This is a genomic window from Methylobacterium marchantiae (assembly GCF_042679825.1).
In the GTDB taxonomy this organism is placed as follows: Bacteria; Pseudomonadota; Alphaproteobacteria; order Rhizobiales; family Beijerinckiaceae; genus Methylobacterium; species Methylobacterium marchantiae.
In genome coordinates this window covers 150,519-166,981 of record NZ_JBHTND010000007.1, presented here as the reverse complement: position 1 = coordinate 166,981, position 16,463 = coordinate 150,519, and the positions used below count along the sequence as shown (strand labels likewise).

At 67.2% G+C, this 16,463-nt stretch carries 14 protein-coding genes and 1 other RNA gene; 8 read left to right on the top strand and 7 right to left on the bottom strand.

What is annotated here, in order from left to right:
• Positions 1-474: 474 nt before the first annotated feature.
• The 4 genes from ACFQ4G_RS07610 to ACFQ4G_RS07595 all read left to right on the top strand — a co-directional run bounded on the left by ACFQ4G_RS07610 (position 475) and on the right by ACFQ4G_RS07595 (position 4,592).
• Positions 475-1,152 carry a Crp/Fnr family transcriptional regulator gene (locus tag ACFQ4G_RS07610; RefSeq protein ID WP_238205010.1) on the top strand — a complete coding sequence of 226 codons (678 nt, stop codon included), beginning with the start codon at positions 475-477 and terminating at the stop codon, positions 1,150-1,152.
• A gap of 31 nt (positions 1,153-1,183) precedes the next feature.
• Entirely contained in the window at positions 1,184-1,744 is a 561-nt protein-coding gene (locus ACFQ4G_RS07605; protein WP_238205008.1) for a FecR domain-containing protein, read from the top strand.
• A complete protein-coding gene (locus tag ACFQ4G_RS07600) occupies positions 1,744-3,591 on the top strand; it encodes a CHASE2 domain-containing protein (protein ID WP_238205006.1) in 1,848 nt (615 codons plus the stop codon). Before ACFQ4G_RS07605 ends, ACFQ4G_RS07600 begins: the two co-directional genes overlap by 1 nt.
• Before the next feature lie 86 nt (positions 3,592-3,677).
• Positions 3,678-4,592: a calcium-binding protein gene (locus ACFQ4G_RS07595; RefSeq protein ID WP_379040008.1), complete on the top strand. Its 915-nt coding sequence runs from the start codon at positions 3,678-3,680 to the stop codon at positions 4,590-4,592.
• A gap of 71 nt (positions 4,593-4,663) precedes the next feature.
• Here the strand turns inward: ACFQ4G_RS07595 and paoC are convergent, their stop codons facing one another.
• From paoC to ssrA, 4 genes are all read right to left on the bottom strand, one after another.
• Positions 4,664-6,868, bottom strand: coding sequence for an aldehyde oxidoreductase molybdenum-binding subunit PaoC (gene paoC / locus ACFQ4G_RS07590; RefSeq protein WP_238205005.1), 2,205 nt, complete (start codon positions 6,866-6,868; stop codon positions 4,664-4,666).
• A gap of 3 nt (positions 6,869-6,871) precedes the next feature.
• The gene (locus tag ACFQ4G_RS07585; RefSeq protein ID WP_238205004.1) at positions 6,872-7,822 is read right to left on the bottom strand and encodes an FAD binding domain-containing protein; all 951 of its coding nucleotides are present in this window, start codon (positions 7,820-7,822) and stop codon (positions 6,872-6,874) included.
• Positions 7,819-8,454: an aldehyde dehydrogenase iron-sulfur subunit PaoA gene (gene paoA / locus ACFQ4G_RS07580; protein ID WP_238205003.1), complete on the bottom strand. Its 636-nt coding sequence runs from the start codon at positions 8,452-8,454 to the stop codon at positions 7,819-7,821. The genes ACFQ4G_RS07585 and paoA overlap by 4 nt, the downstream gene beginning before the upstream one ends.
• Before the next feature lie 371 nt (positions 8,455-8,825).
• Positions 8,826-9,153, bottom strand: a transfer-messenger RNA (tmRNA) gene (gene ssrA / locus ACFQ4G_RS07575).
• A gap of 140 nt (positions 9,154-9,293) precedes the next feature.
• Between ssrA and ACFQ4G_RS07570 the strand changes: the two genes are divergently transcribed.
• The 3 genes from ACFQ4G_RS07570 to nrtS all read left to right on the top strand — a co-directional run bounded on the left by ACFQ4G_RS07570 (position 9,294) and on the right by nrtS (position 10,822).
• Positions 9,294-9,863, top strand: coding sequence for a peptidase S14 (locus ACFQ4G_RS07570; protein WP_379040012.1), 570 nt, complete (start codon positions 9,294-9,296; stop codon positions 9,861-9,863).
• A 160-nt stretch (positions 9,864-10,023) separates the two neighbouring features.
• Entirely contained in the window at positions 10,024-10,479 is a 456-nt protein-coding gene (locus ACFQ4G_RS07565) for a hypothetical protein (protein WP_238205001.1), read from the top strand.
• Between the two features lie 85 nt (positions 10,480-10,564).
• Complete coding sequence (nrtS, locus tag ACFQ4G_RS07560) at positions 10,565-10,822, top strand: nitrate/nitrite transporter NrtS (protein ID WP_238205000.1); 258 nt, start codon at positions 10,565-10,567, stop codon at positions 10,820-10,822.
• A gap of 59 nt (positions 10,823-10,881) precedes the next feature.
• On the opposite strand, the gene ACFQ4G_RS07555 is transcribed toward nrtS, so the two are convergent.
• Positions 10,882-13,641, bottom strand: coding sequence for a molybdopterin-dependent oxidoreductase (locus tag ACFQ4G_RS07555; protein WP_238204999.1), 2,760 nt, complete (start codon positions 13,639-13,641; stop codon positions 10,882-10,884).
• Positions 13,638-14,465 carry an FAD binding domain-containing protein gene (locus ACFQ4G_RS07550; RefSeq protein WP_238204998.1) on the bottom strand — a complete coding sequence of 276 codons (828 nt, stop codon included), beginning with the start codon at positions 14,463-14,465 and terminating at the stop codon, positions 13,638-13,640. Before ACFQ4G_RS07550 ends, ACFQ4G_RS07555 begins: the two co-directional genes overlap by 4 nt.
• A 158-nt stretch (positions 14,466-14,623) precedes the next feature.
• On the opposite strand from ACFQ4G_RS07550, the gene ACFQ4G_RS07545 reads away from it, so the two are divergent.
• Complete coding sequence (locus ACFQ4G_RS07545; RefSeq protein WP_238204996.1) at positions 14,624-15,577, top strand: DUF6925 family protein; 954 nt, start codon at positions 14,624-14,626, stop codon at positions 15,575-15,577.
• A 42-nt stretch (positions 15,578-15,619) separates the two neighbouring features.
• On the opposite strand, the gene ACFQ4G_RS07540 is transcribed toward ACFQ4G_RS07545, so the two are convergent.
• Positions 15,620-16,432, bottom strand: coding sequence for an alpha/beta hydrolase (locus ACFQ4G_RS07540; protein ID WP_379040004.1), 813 nt, complete (start codon positions 16,430-16,432; stop codon positions 15,620-15,622).
• Between the last annotated feature and the right edge of the window lie 31 nt (positions 16,433-16,463).

Below are 16,463 nucleotides of genomic sequence, written 5' to 3'. Positions count from 1 at the left end.
TGAGGCCGGACAATCCATCCGAAAAGTATCCAGAGACACAAACAACGCCCGCCGAACCGAAGTCCCCGCTGGCCGCCGCCGATGAACAGGCTTCTAGACACACCGACCTGACCCGTCAATGCCAAAATCGCAGAGCTGACGGTTTTTCGCGACAACGACATGACGTAGGACCATGGCAGTACCCGATAACACTCTGCCGGAACGGTCGAATTTCCGACTTTCCGGCCAGGGCGCCAAATCCGCGAGCCCGAGGGAGCGGTCTGGGCAGAGCTGCGGGATGCGCGCGGGATCGGTCCGGCATCGTCGCTTCACGGCGTGCCCGCACGGCATCGACCGATCCGTGCACCGCCTTCGCGGCTCGAGTGATCCGTGTCACAGTCTGACGGCGCCATCGACGTTCACCGATGTGCCGAATGGCGATGCAACGGCGGATGTTTCTCGGCGTGCCGCGAAGCCGGAGATCGGGTCCGACACATGGGCGAGAAGCATGATCTGGCCCGCCTTCTCGCCGTGAACCCGTTCTTCGGAGGCCTCGACGGCGAGACCCTTGACGCCGTCGCGCAACTCTGCGTCACGCGTTCCCTTGCGACCGGCCAGACGCTCTTCGCGAAGGGCGATGCCGGGGACGCGCTCTACGCGGTCCGGCGCGGGCAGGTCCGCATCAGCAACGAGACCGAGGATGGCCGCCGCACCACGCTGAACGTTCTCAGCTCGGGCGACGTCTTCGGAGAGGTCGCCCTGCTCGACGGCCGGCCCCGCACCGCGAGCGCCACCGCCGTCGAACCGACGACGCTCTTCGTCATCCTGCGCCGCGATCTCCTGGCCATGATCGAGCGCCGTCCTTCCGTGGCGGTGCAGTTCATCGAGCTCCTCTGCGCCCGCATCCGCTGGATGAGCCAGCGCACGGAGGAAGCGGCCTTCCTGTCCCTCGAGCAGCGCCTTCTCCGGCGGCTCGTGGCGCTCGCCCAGGATTTCGGCGACGAGATCGTCGTATCCCAGGAGGAACTGGCCCTGTTCGTCGGTTCCACCCGGGAAAGCGTGAACCGGCAGTTGCAGATCTGGAAGCGAGGCGGTCTCCTCCGACTCGGAAGAGGCCGGATCCATGTGCTTGATCCGCAGCGGATGGCCAGGCTGGCCTCTTCCGACACATGACGAACGACCGGGACGGATCGAGGACGACATCATGACACCGACTGGTATCGATCGTCTCCGGCGCGGCGACAACGCCGGAATCGGCCGCCATCTCCGCCTCATCGGCTTGGCGCTCTGCCTGTCGCCGGGAGCGGCGGCGGCGCAGACGAAGGGATGCGATCGCGTCGATTTCAGCGATCCGCCCCGCTCGGTCCTCACCTGTGACAGCGGATTCAGGATCACGGCCGAGAAGGGGGCCGCCTACACGCTGATCGACGACGATCGCGATGGCCGGCCGGACGCCGCCGAGTTGAAGAGCAAAGCGCTGCTCATCGAGTATCCCGCGGCGAAGCGCGGCGGGTTTCAGGTCCGTACGCCCCATGCCATCGCCTCGGTGCGGGGCACCACCTGGATCGTCGATGCGGCACCGGGCGGTTCGGCGGTGTTCGTGCAGAGCGGAAAGGTCCGGGTCGCCAGGACGGGAGAGCCCGTGGGTGCCGTCGCCCTCGGCGCGGGCGACGGGGTCGACGTCGGACCGGCGGGCGGCCCGCTCGCACCGAAATCCTGGCCGCGGGAACGGCGCCTCCACCTCCTGGCCCGTTTCGGCCGCTGATGTGGAGGCGCGTCCCGCCGCATCTCGCCCTCGCTGTCGCGGCGGTGGCATTCTGCTGCGGCTGGAGCCTCTTCCTCGTTCTCCCGCATCTGCGCGGCGAGGCCGCGTCCTTCGACCGGATCGAGGCGGCCCTCACCGATCTGCGATTCTCCATCCTCGGGCCGAGACCGGCGCCCGAGGATGTGGTCGTGATCGCCATCGACGATGCGACCATCGCCGCGGCGGGGGCCTATCCGCTGCCGCGACCCTATATTGCCAGGCTCCTGCGCGCGCTGGCGACCACGGCGCCGAAAGCGGTCGCGGTCGACATCCTGTTCATCGATTCCGGAACGCCGGAAGTCGACACGGAACTCGCGGCGGCGCTGGCCGCCGCGCCCGCGATCCTCGGAATGGCGGCGAGTTTCTCGCGCAGTGGGCCGGAAGCACGGGCGAGCCAGGGCCCGATCACCAACATCCCCGTCGCACAGGCGATCCTGCGACCGGTCCGGCCCTTGCGGCAGGCGGCGCGGCTCGGCCTCGTCAACGTCGCGAGCGACGAGGCCGGAACGCCGCGGCATGTCCCGCTCCTCATCGCGGAAGGACACACGCTCCACCCGGCCCTGTCGCTGAGAGCCGTCGGCGTCGCGACCGCGAGCCAGCCGATCCTGACCGCGGATTCGGTCGTGCTGGCGGGTCGGGAAACGCCCATCGATATCGGTGCCGGGTTGGCCCTGCGATTCTACGGCCCTCAGGGTACGATCCGGACCGTGAGCGCCAAGCGCGTCGTGGACGAGGGCGGCATGGAGAGCCTGCGCGGCAAGCTCCTCTTCATCGGCTCCACGGCGCTCGCCAGCGGCGATACGCTGAGCACGCCGTTCGATCCGGTCCTGCCGGGCGTCGAACTCCTCGCCACGGCAGCGTCCCATCTGCTGCACGGCGACGCCCTGATCCGGACATCGGGCGTGCGCCTCGCCGATGCGGCCATCGCTTTCGCGCTGCCGGTCCTCGTGGTGATCGCGCTGTCCATCGGCCGGGTCGGCCTCGGTGTCGCGGTCGCGGCTCTTCTGGTCGGCGCCTTCGTCCTTTCCGCGATCGTCCTGTTCGCACAGGGCATCTGGCTCGCGATGGCACTCCCTCTGGCGGCCCTCATTGTCCCCCTCGCTCCGTTCCTCGCGGCCCGGCTCTGGCTCGACCGGTACAGCGAACGCCGGCTGACGGCGGCCCGCGACGGGCTGCTACGCTTTCACCCGCCGGCCGTGGCGGCGAGGCTGGCGGCTCGACCGGATTTCCTCGCCGATCCGGTGGAGCAGCGTGCCGCGATCCTCTTCCTCGATCTCTCCGGCTTCACCGGCATGAGCGAGCGGCTCGGTCCCGTTCGGACACGCGCGCTGCTGAAGGAGATGCACGATCTCGTCGAGGACACCGCCACCCGCCGCAACGGCTCGGTGACGAGCTTCATGGGCGACGGGGCGATGATCCTGTTCGGTCTGGCCGAGACCGCGCCCGACGATGCGGCGCGCGCCGTCGAGACGGCCTTCGCCCTCCTCACGGAGTTCGACGAGTGGATCGCACGGCTCTCCGCCGAGACCGGGACGGCGACCGGATTGCGCATCGGTGCCCATGCGGGGCCCGTCGTGATCTCACGGCTCGGAGGTGCCCGTAACCAGCACATCACCGCCACCGGCGACACGGTGAATGTGGCGAGCCGTCTCATGGACATAGCGAAGGCGGAAGGCGTCGCCATCGTCCTGAGCGCGGATCTCGTCGCAGGCCTCTACCTGCCGGAAGCCGGACGGGCGAAGCGGGTCGCCCTGCGCGGGCGGAGCGAGCCGCTCGATGTCATCTGCCTTCACCCCGCGCTTGTGTGATCCTCATCACGGAAGGCCGGCTTCGTCGGGCGCAATCTCCGGTCATGGAGAGCGATCATCGCTCTTCGGACTTCAGGAGGCCCATCATGGCAACGATCCGCGGCGACAAGAACTGGTTCTTCAAGGATGACGAACTCGTCGGCACCACCAGCGCCGACTGGATCTACGGCCTGGACGGCAAGGACGTCCTGTACGGCGGGGCCGGCAGCGACCGGCTGTACGGCGGCAATCACGATGATCTTCTCTATGGATCCAATGGGAACGACACGCTCAGGGGCGATGCCGGGAACGACCGCATGTATGGCGGCGCCGACAACGACACCTTCATCGACATCTACGGCACCGACCTCATGTCGGGCGGCAGCGGGGTCGATCTCGTCGATTACAGCGCCTATTCCGGCCGTGTCCTCGTCGATCTTCAGCGGGGCACCGCGACGCAGGAACAGCAGATCTATCACCTCGATTCCGGCTATCGCTTCCATTTCGTCGATACGGACACTCTCGACAGCATCGAGAACGTCAAGGGCGCCCAGTACGGCGACACCCTGTCGGGCAACAACTCGGCCAATCGTCTCGAAGGCGGGGCCGGGGACGATACGCTGAACGGCCGGGCAGGAAACGACGTGCTGGTCGGGGGCACCGGGACCGATATTCTCACCGGCGGTACCGGCGCCGATACGTTCGTCTTCCACACACAGGCGAATGGGAACAATCCGGACCTGATCACCGATTTCCGGCACGCGGACGACACGATCCACCTGGACGACGCGTTCTTCAGCGCCCTCGGACGCGGCGAGCTCTCGGCCAGCGCCTTCAAGATCACCGACACCTACGATGCCAGCGACCTCGATGCCAGCGACCGGATCGCCGTCTCGACCTGGAACAACCTCGTCTATTACGATGCCGACGGCTCCGGCACGGAATTTCTGCCCGTCGTCGTCACGCGGCTCGATGCGACGGCGGTCGCCTCCATCGAAGCCAACGACTTCTTCGTCGTCTGAGACCCGGAGCCGGACCACGAACTCATCGAGGGCACGTTCGGCACGCGCCCTCGATGATCATCCGAAAGGGTTCAGGCCGCGTCGGGCATCCGGTCGAGGAGCTTGTCGAGGGTGACCGGATAGTCGCGCACGCGAATGCCCGTGGCGTTGTAGACGGCGTTGGCGACTGCCGCGCCGACGCCGCAGATGCCGAGTTCGCCGACGCCCTTGGCCTTCATCGGCGAGGAGATCGGATCGGTCTCGTCGAGGAAGACGACGTCCTGATGCGGGATATCGGCATGGACCGGCACTTCGTAGCCGGCCAGATCGTGGTTGACGAAGAAGCCGCGCTTCGTGTCCACCGCCAGCTCCTCCATCAGCGCCGCGCCGACCCCCATGGTCATGCCGCCGATGACCTGGCTGCGGGCGGATTTCGGGTTGAGGATGCGTCCGGCGGCGCAGACCGCCAGCATCCGCCTCACCCTGATCTCCGCCGTGCTCGCATCGACGCCGACTTCGACGAAATGCGCGCCGAAAGTCGATTGCTGATACTTCTTCGAGAGATCGCCGAACTCGATCGTGTCCTCCGCCACGAGGTCGTCACCCTTCACGGCCTCGGCGAGCGGAACGGACCGATTGCCGGAGCGGACCCGGCCATCCTCGAACACGGCATCGGCCGAGTTGAAGCCGAGTGCCTGCGCCACCGCTTCGCGGAGCTTCACGCAGGCCGCGTAGACACCCGATGTCGAGCTGTTGGCGCCGAACTGCCCGCCCGACCCGGACGAGACCGGAAAATTGGAATCGCCGAGCCTCACCACCACCTTGTCGAGTCCCAGCCCCATCATCTCGGCCGCCGTCTGGCCGATGATGGTGTAGCTGCCGGTGCCGATATCGGTCATGTCGGTCTCGACCGTCACCACGCCGCTCCGGTCGAGCCGAACGCGCGCGCCCGACTTGACGTTCATGTTGTTGCGGAAGGCGGCGGCGACGCCCATGCCGACGAGCCAGCGCCCGTCGCGGACCTGACCGGGCTTGACGATCCGCTTGTCCCATCCGAAGCGCGACGCGCCCTGGCGCAGGCATTCGATGAGGCTGCGCTGGGAAAACGGACGCTCCGGCTTCTCCGGGTCGACTTGCGTGTCGTTGCGGATGCGGAAATCCACCGGATCGAGGCCGAGCTTTTCCGCCATCTCGTCCATGGCGATCTCGAGCACCATCAGGCCGGGCGCCTCGCCGGGGGCACGCATCGAGTTGCCCTCGGGCAGGTCGAGCGTGGATAGCCGCGTCTGGGTCATGCGGTTCGCACCCGCATAGAGCAGGCGCGTCTGCTGCACCGCCGCCTCCGGCTTGCCGCCGGGCAGGTTGCCGGACCAGCTCTCGTGCCCGATCGCCGTGATGGTGCCGTCCGGCGTCGCGCCGAGGCGGATGCGCTGGATCGTGGCCGGCCGGTGCACGGTGTTGTTGAAGGTGAGGGGGCGGGTCAGGGCGACCTTCACCGGGCGATTGGCGGCCCGAGCGCCCAGAGCCGCCATCACGGCCTCCGACCGCAGGAACAGCTTGCCGCCGAACCCGCCGCCGACGAAGGGCGAGACGAGGCGGACCTTCTCCTTCGGCATGCGCAGGGTCAGGGCGAGGTCCCGCGTACCCCAGTCGATCATCTGGTTCGAGGTCCAGACCGTCAGGCTGTCGCCATCCCAGGAGGCGATGGACGCGTGCGGCTCCATCATCGCATGGGCCTGATCGGGCGTGGTGTAGGTGGCGTCGAGCTGGACGGGGGCTGCGGCGAAGGCCCCGTCGAAATCGCCGATGGACGTGTCGGAGGGGGCGCCGGCGAGCTTCTCGGGTTTGCCGGTATCCTTCACCGCCGCCAGATCGAAGGCGCCCTGCGTCTCGGTGTAGTCGACACGGACGAGGGACGCGGCGGCGCGAGCCTGCTCGAACGTCTCGGCCACCACCACGGCCACCGCCTGGTGATAATGCTCGATCTCGGGTCCACCGAGGAGCTTGGCGGCGTTGAGCTTGCCCTTGTCGAGGGGCCCGGCAGTCTCGGCCGTGACGATGGCGAGGACGCCGCGCGCCGCCTTCGCCGCGCTCAGGTCCATCGCCTTGATCCGCCCCTTGGCGATACTCGCGCCGACGACGAAGCCGTAGGCCGCCTTCGATTTCGGATCGTGCCAGTCATAGGCGTAGTGGGCGGTGCCCGTGGTCTTGAACGGACCGTCGATCCGGTCCGTGGCCTTGCCGACGACCTTGAGCTGGTCGATCGGGTTCCGGGTCGCGGGAGTGTCGAACTTCATGGTTCAGGCCCTCGCTTCGGACAGAACGGCGCTGAGCGCGCGCTCCGTGAGCTTCAGCTTGTAGGCGTTGTCGTGGGTCGGCTTCGCCCCGGCGAACAGCCGCTCGGACACGGCCTTGGCGCCCTTCGGCAGCTCCGCCTCGGCGGCCTCGTCACGCCACGGCTTCGGAGCGACGCCGCCGACGGCGATGCGCCCGCTCCCGTCGCGCTGGACGATTCCGGCGATCGAGATCAGCGCGAAAGCGTAGGACGCGCGATCGCGGACCTTGCGGTAGACATGCATCCCCGCGACGGGCTTCGGCAGCGTCACGGCGGTGATGAGTTCGCCCGGCTGCAGGCTCGTCTCGATCTGCGGCGTGTCACCGGGCAGGCGGTGAAAGTCGGCGATCGGGATCGTCCGCGCCGTACCCTTGGCATTCACCGTCTCGACCGTGGCGTCGAGGACGCGCATGGCCACCGCCATGTCGCCGGGATGGGTGGCGATGCAGGCCTCGCTGGCCCCCACCACCGCGAGTTGCCGGCTGATGCCGCCGATGGCCGAGCATCCGCTGCCCGGCTGACGTTTGTTGCAGGGCTGCGCGGTATCGTAGAAATACGGGCACCGGGTGCGCTGAAGCAGGTTGCCGGCCGTCGTCGCCTTGTTGCGAAGCTGGCCTGACGCGCCGGCGAGCAACGCCCGGCTCAACACGCCGTAGCCGCGCCGCACACGAAGGTCGGCGGCGAGATCGGTGTTGCGCACCAGGGCGCCGATGCGCAGCCCCCCCTCCTCCGTCGGCTCGATCTTGTCGAGATCCAGGCCGTTGACGTCGACGAGATGGGTCGGCGTCTCGATCTGCAGCTTCATCAGGTCGAGCAGATTGGTGCCGCCGGCGATGAATTTCGCGCCCGGCACGCGCGCGACCGCCGCGGCGGCCTCTGCGGGTGAAGCGGCGCGCTCGTAGCTGAAGGACTTCATGCCTGCCTCCCCGCGACTTCCGTCATGGCATCGACGATGTTCGAATAGGCGCCGCAGCGACAGATGTTGCCGCTCATGCGCTCGCGGATCTCGTCCGCCGTGACCGCTGCGGTCGCGGTGAGGTCGGCGGTGATGTGGCTCGGGATGCCGGCCTTGATCTCGTCGAGGACGGCGACGCCGGAGCAGATCTGGCCGGGCGTGCAGAATCCGCACTGGTAGCCGTCATGCTTGACGAAGGCCGCCTGCATCGGGTGCAGGTCGCCGGGCTTGCCCAACCCTTCGATCGTCGTGATGGCGTCGCCCTGGTGCATGACCGCGAGGGTCAGGCAGGAATTGATGCGTCGCCCATCGACGATCATCGTACAGGCCCCGCACTGCCCGTGGTCGCAGCCCTTCTTGGCGCCAGTGAGGTGGAGGTGCTCGCGCACGGCGTCGAGGAGGGTCGTGCGGGTATCGAGGTCGATCTCGTGTGCCGTCCCGTTCACCGTGAACGACACCTTGGACATGACCGGCTCGGAGGAAGCCGGGGCGGCGGCCCAACTTGCGGAAGGGCACGCCGTCGCGACGGCGCAGGCGGAGGCGCCCGCCATCAGATCGCGCCGGTTGAGTTCGAGGTCGTCAGGGCCATACATGGCGTTCTCCGAGCCTGTTCCAAAGACGTAGCCATCCATCGGATCGTGTCGCGGAAGTCCCTCGCGAGGCTACGATCAGCCTCCGGCAAACGCTCGATGGCGAAGAACTTTCCCTGCTGGAGCCAAGTAGCGCAGGCCGTTCCGGCAACAACAGCCTGGAAGGGCTCCAAGGAACGCATGTGCGCTCTCGCACCGCCCGCGCGACGTCGATGATGCGGCTAATCTGGTGGAGTCCATGCTGGCGCATCCTGCACGAATGCCGGGCGCCTTAGAGCGGATGGAGAAGAAACGCCGAAAGGTCCTTCACCGGCATTGCCAGGACTGACCACTACGCTTCCGAAGTCATGAAGAAGGGTGGGTCCCGGGGCCGAAGCCCCGGGTTCTGTTTCGACGGTTACCCTACCGCAAGATGCTTACGCCGCGAGGCGGGCATCCATGACAACGTTATCGTTGGCATTTAGAGTTTTGGCCAAATACTTGGAACAGGGGTTGCCTGCGCCAAACCGGTCGAGTCCTTACCGACGCTCTCGCGATCCCTTTACCGCCCAGTCGATCCTATTTCGCCCCCATCAGAAGCGCATCACGATGCGCTTTTGGTGGAGGCGCCGAAGTACTGCCCTCCGGGTCCTGAAACGTTATTACGAACCGGTCATCAAACGCAGGTCGGATATAGGCCCGGCGGGCCCGAAAGTCCAGATCGTCCAATGGTCGGACCGTCGGCGCGCGACGGCGGGAATTTTGCTCGATGGGCGCAACCACGGAACCGCCCGGCACGTCTTGATCCGGCACGAGCCATGCGGGGAGCGCCTCCCGACATTCACTTTGGCCGAGGATCGATGATGGACAACACGCCGCTTTCCGCCCCCGCCTTCAAGGGTCCCGCCATCCTGCTCTCCGGCCCGGTCGATTATGACATGTATCGGGATTTCAGGCGCCAGTTCGACGCCGCCTCCGAGTTGGACCTCGTGGTCGTCGAACTCACGACCCTCGGAGGCGACCCGGAGGTCGCGCGGATGATGGGCGAGGACATCCGCTTTGCTAGCGAGGTCACCCCGGAGCGCCGGTTCGTCTTCCTCGGCAAGGCCGCGATCTACTCGGCCGGCACCACCTTCATGAGCTTCTTCGCCCGCTCCAACCGCTATCTCACCCGCGGCACGCGCCTGATGATCCACGAGCGCAAGATGGCGAAGAAGCTCGAGATCCACGGCCCGCTCACCACCTGCATCGCCACGCTCAAGGCGACGCTGCACGAGATCGAGTGCTCCATCGAGATCCAGAACGAGGGATTCGCCAATCTCGTCATCGGCTCGCAGGTCACCCTCGACGAGGTCATCGAGAAGGCACCCTACAATTGGTACATCGAGGCCGAGGAAGCCAAGAACCTCGGTCTGATCGAGGCGGTTCTCTGACATTTCCTTATGCCGGACGAGGGCGAAGATCGGATGTTTCGGGGCGGACCGACGGCGTTAGATTGTCTTGGGTCAGTTGGAAAAACGACTCGGCAGCGGCATCTCTCGTGCCGCCTTTCTTCTTTGAGTCGAGCGCAAAAAAAGGCGCGCCATCAAACCGATGGTCGCGCCCGAGGTGCATGTTCCGGTCTCAGAAAAGGAACGTCAGCATCATATCTGGGCGTCGGGCATCCGTGGTGGTTGCGTTGCAACACGTGCACAGCAGCAGACCGTCATCGGGTTGTCATGGCAATCCAGATCAAGAAGGGCCTACTCTGCGGCGTCACTCCGACATCGCCCGAGCCTCATTGGTCACGACATGCCTTCGCTCGCTGAAATTGCTTCCACCCTTCGTCTGGTTGCCTCCCCCGGTATCAAGCCGAAGGAGTTGATCGCCGCCGTGCGAGAGAAGCACCCCGAGACCACCAAGAAAGAGATCGTTCGCGCCGCATTCTTCGCTCTGTCGGATGGAAATGACGCAAGCCCAGCGCAGTCGAATGAATTATATGACTTCGCGCTAAAAGAGAGAGGCACCGACGATCATTTAATCACTAAAACGCCTAAGATAAAGAAATGATCGAAGACAGTTCGATAAACTGCGTCACTTAAAATTGTTATGATTGACAGAGCAAAAATCAATACGTTTATAGAAGAGACTGCTGATGATGAGTGAGCCTCATCAAAAAGGTTGGCGCCTGGTTCTGTTTTATGCGGTCAACAATGGCGTGCCGGCACGTTCCTTGAAGGTTGCCGTTGTGGTTGGGACTGTGCTGAATTTGATCAATCAGGGAGATGCACTGTTTGGAGATGCGGCAATAAACTGGACTAAAGTCTTGTTTACTTTTGCAATGCCTTACGCAGTCAGCACATACGGGGCAGTGGCCGCGCAATGGGATGGTCGTCATAAGACCTCGAATTGATCCCCACCCGACACCGAAGCCTGGGATTTCGCACTGAATCATGACTCGACAGGCAGGTCTCAGTTGGATTTCCCGGAGCCGCCGAGAGCATCCATGACCGCGAGGTAGATGCGGTCCGGCGCGAAGGGCGTCGCGGTGAGCCGAGCTCCCGTCGCGTCGCGGATCGCGTTGGCGAGGGCCGGGGCGATGGGGTTGAACGGGCTCTCGCTCATCGACTTCGCACCCAGCGGGCCGACCCTGTCATAGGTATCGGCGAATAGTACGCGGGTCCGCGGCACGTCGGCGAAGGCCGGGATGTGGTAGTTGCGGAAGGTCTGCGTGACGACCTGGCCCTCGTCCTCGATCCGCATGGCCTCGTATAGAGCCGCGCCGATGGCTTGCGCGACGCCTCCCTCGACCTGACCGCGGCACTGCATCGGGTTGATGACGCGCCCGGCATCGGCGGCATGCACGCTGTCGAGGATGCGCACCTCGCCGCTGATCGGATGCACCGCGACGCGGAACCCCTGGACGTTGAAGGCGACGGAACGGGGCGTCCCGTCGGCCCTGGCGCTCCGTTCGATGATCCCCTCCGACACGATCTCGGCGAGGCCGATCTCCCCGGCCGGTGTCGCGATGCCGTCGCGGTGCAGCCGACATTCGGAAGGCTCGCACCCTGCTCTCTCGGCGGCCGCGTCTCGGAGCGCCTGGGCCAAGGCGAGGCAGGCCTTCAGCGTCGCCTGTCCGGCCACCACGATACCCGTGGATCCATAGGCTCCGGTATCGTGGCCGACGCCGTCGGTATCGCCATGGCGGATGGCGATGCGGTCCGGCGTGGTGCCGAGGGCCGAGGCCGCGATCTGCGCATGGACGGTGGTGGTGCCGTTGCCGAACTCGGCGGTGCCGACACTGAGTTCGTAGGTCGCATCCGACCGGAGCGCGATCCGCGCCTCGGCGAAGTGGCCGCGCGGCGGGATCGTGTCGATCATCGCGAGCGCCATGCCCTTGCCGACGAGCCAGTCGGCCGAGGGTGTCTCGGGCGGGCCGAGCTCGTCCAATGCGGATGCCGCGAGGTCGAGGCACTGGTCCAGTCCGTAGCTGCCGTATTCCACGTCATGCGGTTCGAGGCTGTTCGACACCATCGGGTCGCCGGGGCGCACGACGTTGCGGCGGCGCATCTCGAACGGGTCGAGGCCGAGCCCGCGCGCGAGCTCGTCCATGGCCGATTCCACCGCGAAGATGGTCTGGCTCAGGCCGTAGCCGCGGAAAGCGCCGCTCGGCAGGGTGTGGGTATAGACCGCGTAGCCGTCGACGCGCTTGTTGGGGCAGCGATAGACGCCGATCACCTCGTTGCATCCGTGATGGATCACGCCGCCGGCATGGTTGCCGTAGGCGCCGGTATTGGACACGACATCCAGCGCGATCGCCGTCAGCGTCCCGTCGCGGCGGGCGCCGATCTTCACCTTCACCCGCATGGGATGGCGCGTGGTGGTGGCGGTGAACTGCTCCTGGCGGGTCATCTCCCATTTCACCGGGCGCCCCGTGGAGAGCACCGCGAGGGCCACGAGATCCTCGGTCAGCATCTCCTGTTTGCCGCCGAACCCGCCGCCGACCCGGCCGCAGACCACGCGCACCGCATCGCGCTCGAGATCGAACAGGCTCGCCAGCGCATCGCGGGTGAGAAACGGCGTCTGGGTGCTGGAGCGGATGACGAGGCGCCCCGCGTCGTCGCGCCAGCCGACGGCGCCGTGGGTTTCGAGATGGGCGTGCTGCACGCGCTGCGAGTGATAGGCCTCTTCGTGGATGAGGTCGGCCTCGGCGAAGCCCGCCTCGACGTCGCCGACCTCGCCATGCACCTCACCGGCGAGGTTGGGATGCGACCGGCGCGGAGGAGCGTCCTCCCCCGGCCGGTCGGCACCGTCATGCACCAGCGGAGACTCGCGCTGCAGGGCCTCGTCCGGGTCGAACACCGCATCGCGGACCTCGTACTCCACCATCAGCGCCGCGCAGCCGGCCTCGGCCGCGGCCTCGCTCGTCGCCACCACGGCGGCCACGCGCTGGCCAACGAAGCGGACGATGCAATCGAGCACCCGCGTATCCGGGGCATCGTCGAGCGGGTTCTCGTGACGCCCGGTGGAGAAGCGTCTGTCCGGCACGTCCTCGTGGGTGAAGATCGCCACCACGCCCGGCACGGCGAGGGCGCGCGCGCGGTCGATCCGCCGAATGCGGGCATGGGCGTGGGGCGAGCGCAGCACCTTCAGGTGGAGAAGATCGGGCACGGCCAGATCGAGGGTGAAGGCGGCGTTGCCCGACACGATCCCCGGCCCGGCCGGCGCCGGGACGCTGCGTCCGCAATATTCGCCCTCGTCATCGGCCGGACGCTCCACGCGGGCGACGTCCGCGACGGCGTCGCCGATGGCGCCATAGCCGGTGCAGCGGCAGAGGTTGCCCTTCAGGGCGGTGGCGAGATCGCGCTTCTGACCCTGGTCGAGGGCCGCGGCGGTCATGATCATTCCAGGCGTGCAGAACCCGCACTGATAGCCCTGCGCGTCGAGGAAGGCCTCCTGCATCGGATGGAACCGCGCCGGCAGCCCCTCCCCCGGCCCGCATGGGCCGGCGAGCCCTTCGATCGTGGTGACGCTGCGCCCCTCGGCGCGAAAGGCCGGCAGCAGGCAGCTATGCACCGGCTCCCCGTCGAGATGCACCGTGCAGGCGCCGCAATCCCCGGCATCGCAGCCCTTCTTGACCCCGAACCAGCCGAGTTCGCGCAGGAGCGTACGCAGGCATTGGCCCGGTCGCGGGCTCGCATCCTGCTCCTGGCCGTTGACGTGCAGGATCATGCGCGGGTCTCGTCCTCGAACTCGCACCGGATCTCCTCCGCCAGGGCGAAGGTCATGTGCCGGCGCCAATCCGGCGTGCCGTGGACATCGTCGTGATAGAGGGCGGCCGGGATCGCGTCGGCGATGGCGACCGCGAGCGTCGCCGTATCGGGACGGACCGGAAAGGCGAGGCGCAGGGGTCGGCGGGTCGAGGCCGTGATCGTCAGGGCGAAGGCCCCGCTCGGATCGAGGGTGCCGATCAGGAGGGCACCGGAGCGTCCGTTCGGGCTGAGGGAGACCTGGCGGAAGGCGGTCCGGCGCTTCAGCGCGGCTATCGGCAGGTCGATGCGCCGCAGGATTTCCCCCGGCGCCAGCGAAGTGCATTGCGAGCCGAGAACGAGATCGACGATCGGGACGCTGCGCTCGGCGCCGTCCGGCGTCCAGACGAGGCAGGTCCCCTCCATGGCGGTGGCGAGCGCGATCATCGGCGCGGCCGGCAAAGCGAGGCAGATGTTTCCGCCGACCGTGGCCATGTTCCAGATCTTGAAAGAACCGAGCAAGGCCCGGCAGCATTGGCCGAAGAGCGGCGCCGCATTCCAGGCCGCCGGCAGGTCGAGCCGGAACAGTTCCGCGATGGTGCAGGTCGCGGCGATGGAGAGACCGCGCTCGCTCACGTCATGGGGCGGCCAGCCGAGGCGCGAGAGATCGACGAGGCGGCGCAGGCGCGGCTGGGGCTCGGAGAACAGCCACGTCCCGCCGGCCAGCCACGCATCGCCGTCCTGCCAGCCGGACAGGTCGGAGCGGGTCCGCGGCACGGTGACGGCGCCGATCGAGTTCAGGTCCATCGTCGAAATCCATGATCGACCGGGCGTGGCGATCCAGCCCGACCGAAACCAAGACCGAAGGGTCGCGAAACAGGCTAGCGCGTCCGGCCTCGCAGCAAAATCAGTGCCGCCTCGAATCGTGGATCGCATGCGTGCTCGCGCCCCGCTAAACTGTCGCGATGGAGCACGAGACCGAAGCAGGAATCCTGGCGAGCCCGTCTTCGGACAGGCTTCGGGCGTCCGCCGTCTCGGATTTTCTGGCCGACTGCCTCCGCGATCCGTCGACGACGTGGAGTCTCGGCAGTTTCGGCGCCATCGCGGCCTTCCTGCGCGATCCCGAGGAGGAAGCGATACCGCTGCACGACGCCCGTCTCGGGCTCGTCACGCCGCGCGGCGCCATCGCCCTCGATTCGTCCGCCGGTCTGCGTCCCGTCCCCTACGAGACCGGCTTCGCCTCCGACTGGAACCATGCCGTCGCTATGTGCCTGCCGCGGGAATCCTGCGCCATGAACCGGCGGTCCGTCATCACGGAACTCGGGCCGGACCGCGATGCGGCCGGGATCGAGGATCGCGACGGCATCCTGTTCGATCTCGGTCTGAAACTGCTGGCCGTGGATGCCTGCGTCAGGACGCAGGACGCGAGGACGATCGCCCTCCTCCGGGACGCATGCGGACACCCACTGTTCGGCTCCGACGAGACGATTGCTCGGCACCTCGTCGCCGCGAGCCCTCATCGCGTCTTCGCCACCCGGATCGGCCGGATCGAGGTGTTCACGCCCATTCCGCCTGCCACGGGCACGGGCTCGTCGGGGCCGCACAGCCACATCCTGCCGGACATCTTGCGTCTCGGCCGGACCCATGCCGCCACGGCGCCGATCCCGTCCGGCTGGGTGCCCTGCGGTGCCATCCATCCGCCGCATCCCTGCAAGGACATCCGCGGCCGTCGCATCCCGTTCCGGCGCGAGCGACACGATGCGTTCCAGGCTCTGCTCGCACGCTGGGGCGACCCTGATCTGTTCGCGGCGAAGACCGGATCGACCAGGGCAGGACGGGCCGCCGGCCGCCATGCCAGAAGTGCGCGGCGTGCGGCGGAGGCTCAAGCGGGGTATCTGCGCGACACGTCCATCGGCTGATCCGACTTGCTACATCAGCGTAGATCCGAAGGCCTCCGCCTTCTATCTCGCCCCTGCCCGCGCCAACTGCAACGCAAGCGCGGTCAGGGTGCCATCCGGGCGGATCAACTCGTCGAGAATCGAGAAATGGTCGTGGTCGCGCAGTTCGGTGAAGATCGACGCGTTGCCGTGCCGGCGCCAGGCATCCGCGTAATCCGAGGATTGCCGGCGCAGTTCGGGCAGCTCGTTCGCGCCGCAGACGATGGCGAGCGACGTGTCGAGCCGGGGCACGTGCCGGATCGGCGAGAGGGCATCGACCTCCTCTTCCGTCAGGTGCAGCCGGTCGTCGAGACTGGTGCCGCGGATCGGCTCGAGGTCGAACACGCCGCTGATGGCGAGGCCGGCATCCACGTCCGGCCATCCCATGGCCAGGGCCGCGAGATGTCCGCCCGCCGACCAGCCCGAGACGACGAGGCGCCGGTGCGCCCTCCCCTCCTCCCGTCCACGCAGGAAGCGAAGGCCGGCCCGTATCTCGGCGGCGATCTCGGTAAGGCCGGCCTCGGGCGCCAGGGTGTAGCCCATCAGCGCCACGTCGATCCCGTGGGCCAGGGGTCCCTCCGCCATGCAGGCGAAGTCCTGGCGGGAATTGCGCATCCAGTAGCCGCCATGGATGAAGACGAAGAGCGGCGCATCGACCGCGCCGCAACGGAACAGGTCGACGCGGTTCCGCTCGGCCGGTCCATAGGCGAGGTCGAGCTCACGCGGGTGGCGGGCGCGAAGACGAGCGCTCCTGTCCCGCCAGCCCGCCAGCCGTTCCGCACTGTCGGCGACGGCACCGCTGTTGTCGTAGGCCCGGCTCAGAGTCTCGCGATCCATCCGCCGCCAGTCGGCGGGGGGCGACACCGTC

What these genes read in the sequence shown, in the direction of transcription:
- ACFQ4G_RS07585 (WP_238205004.1), bottom strand. Translation starts at nt 7,822, where the DNA reads ATGAAGTCCTTCAGCTACGAGCGCGCCGCTTCACCCGCAGAGGCCGCC.
- ACFQ4G_RS07595 (WP_379040008.1), top strand. Translation starts at nt 3,678, where the DNA reads ATGGCAACGATCCGCGGCGACAAGAACTGGTTCTTCAAGGATGACGAA.
- ACFQ4G_RS07605 (WP_238205008.1), top strand. Translation starts at nt 1,184, where the DNA reads ATGACACCGACTGGTATCGATCGTCTCCGGCGCGGCGACAACGCCGGA.
- ACFQ4G_RS07545 (WP_238204996.1), top strand. Translation starts at nt 14,624, where the DNA reads ATGGAGCACGAGACCGAAGCAGGAATCCTGGCGAGCCCGTCTTCGGAC.
- ACFQ4G_RS07550 (WP_238204998.1), bottom strand. Translation starts at nt 14,465, where the DNA reads ATGGACCTGAACTCGATCGGCGCCGTCACCGTGCCGCGGACCCGCTCC.
- paoC (WP_238205005.1), bottom strand. Translation starts at nt 6,868, where the DNA reads ATGAAGTTCGACACTCCCGCGACCCGGAACCCGATCGACCAGCTCAAG.
- ACFQ4G_RS07540 (WP_379040004.1), bottom strand. Translation starts at nt 16,432, where the DNA reads ATGGATCGCGAGACTCTGAGCCGGGCCTACGACAACAGCGGTGCCGTC.
- ACFQ4G_RS07555 (WP_238204999.1), bottom strand. Translation starts at nt 13,641, where the DNA reads ATGATCCTGCACGTCAACGGCCAGGAGCAGGATGCGAGCCCGCGACCG.
- ACFQ4G_RS07570 (WP_379040012.1), top strand. Translation starts at nt 9,294, where the DNA reads ATGGACAACACGCCGCTTTCCGCCCCCGCCTTCAAGGGTCCCGCCATC.
- nrtS (WP_238205000.1), top strand. Translation starts at nt 10,565, where the DNA reads ATGATGAGTGAGCCTCATCAAAAAGGTTGGCGCCTGGTTCTGTTTTAT.
- ACFQ4G_RS07600 (WP_238205006.1), top strand. Translation starts at nt 1,744, where the DNA reads ATGTGGAGGCGCGTCCCGCCGCATCTCGCCCTCGCTGTCGCGGCGGTG.
- paoA (WP_238205003.1), bottom strand. Translation starts at nt 8,454, where the DNA reads ATGTATGGCCCTGACGACCTCGAACTCAACCGGCGCGATCTGATGGCG.
- ACFQ4G_RS07565 (WP_238205001.1), top strand. Translation starts at nt 10,024, where the DNA reads ATGGTCGCGCCCGAGGTGCATGTTCCGGTCTCAGAAAAGGAACGTCAG.
- ACFQ4G_RS07610 (WP_238205010.1), top strand. Translation starts at nt 475, where the DNA reads ATGGGCGAGAAGCATGATCTGGCCCGCCTTCTCGCCGTGAACCCGTTC.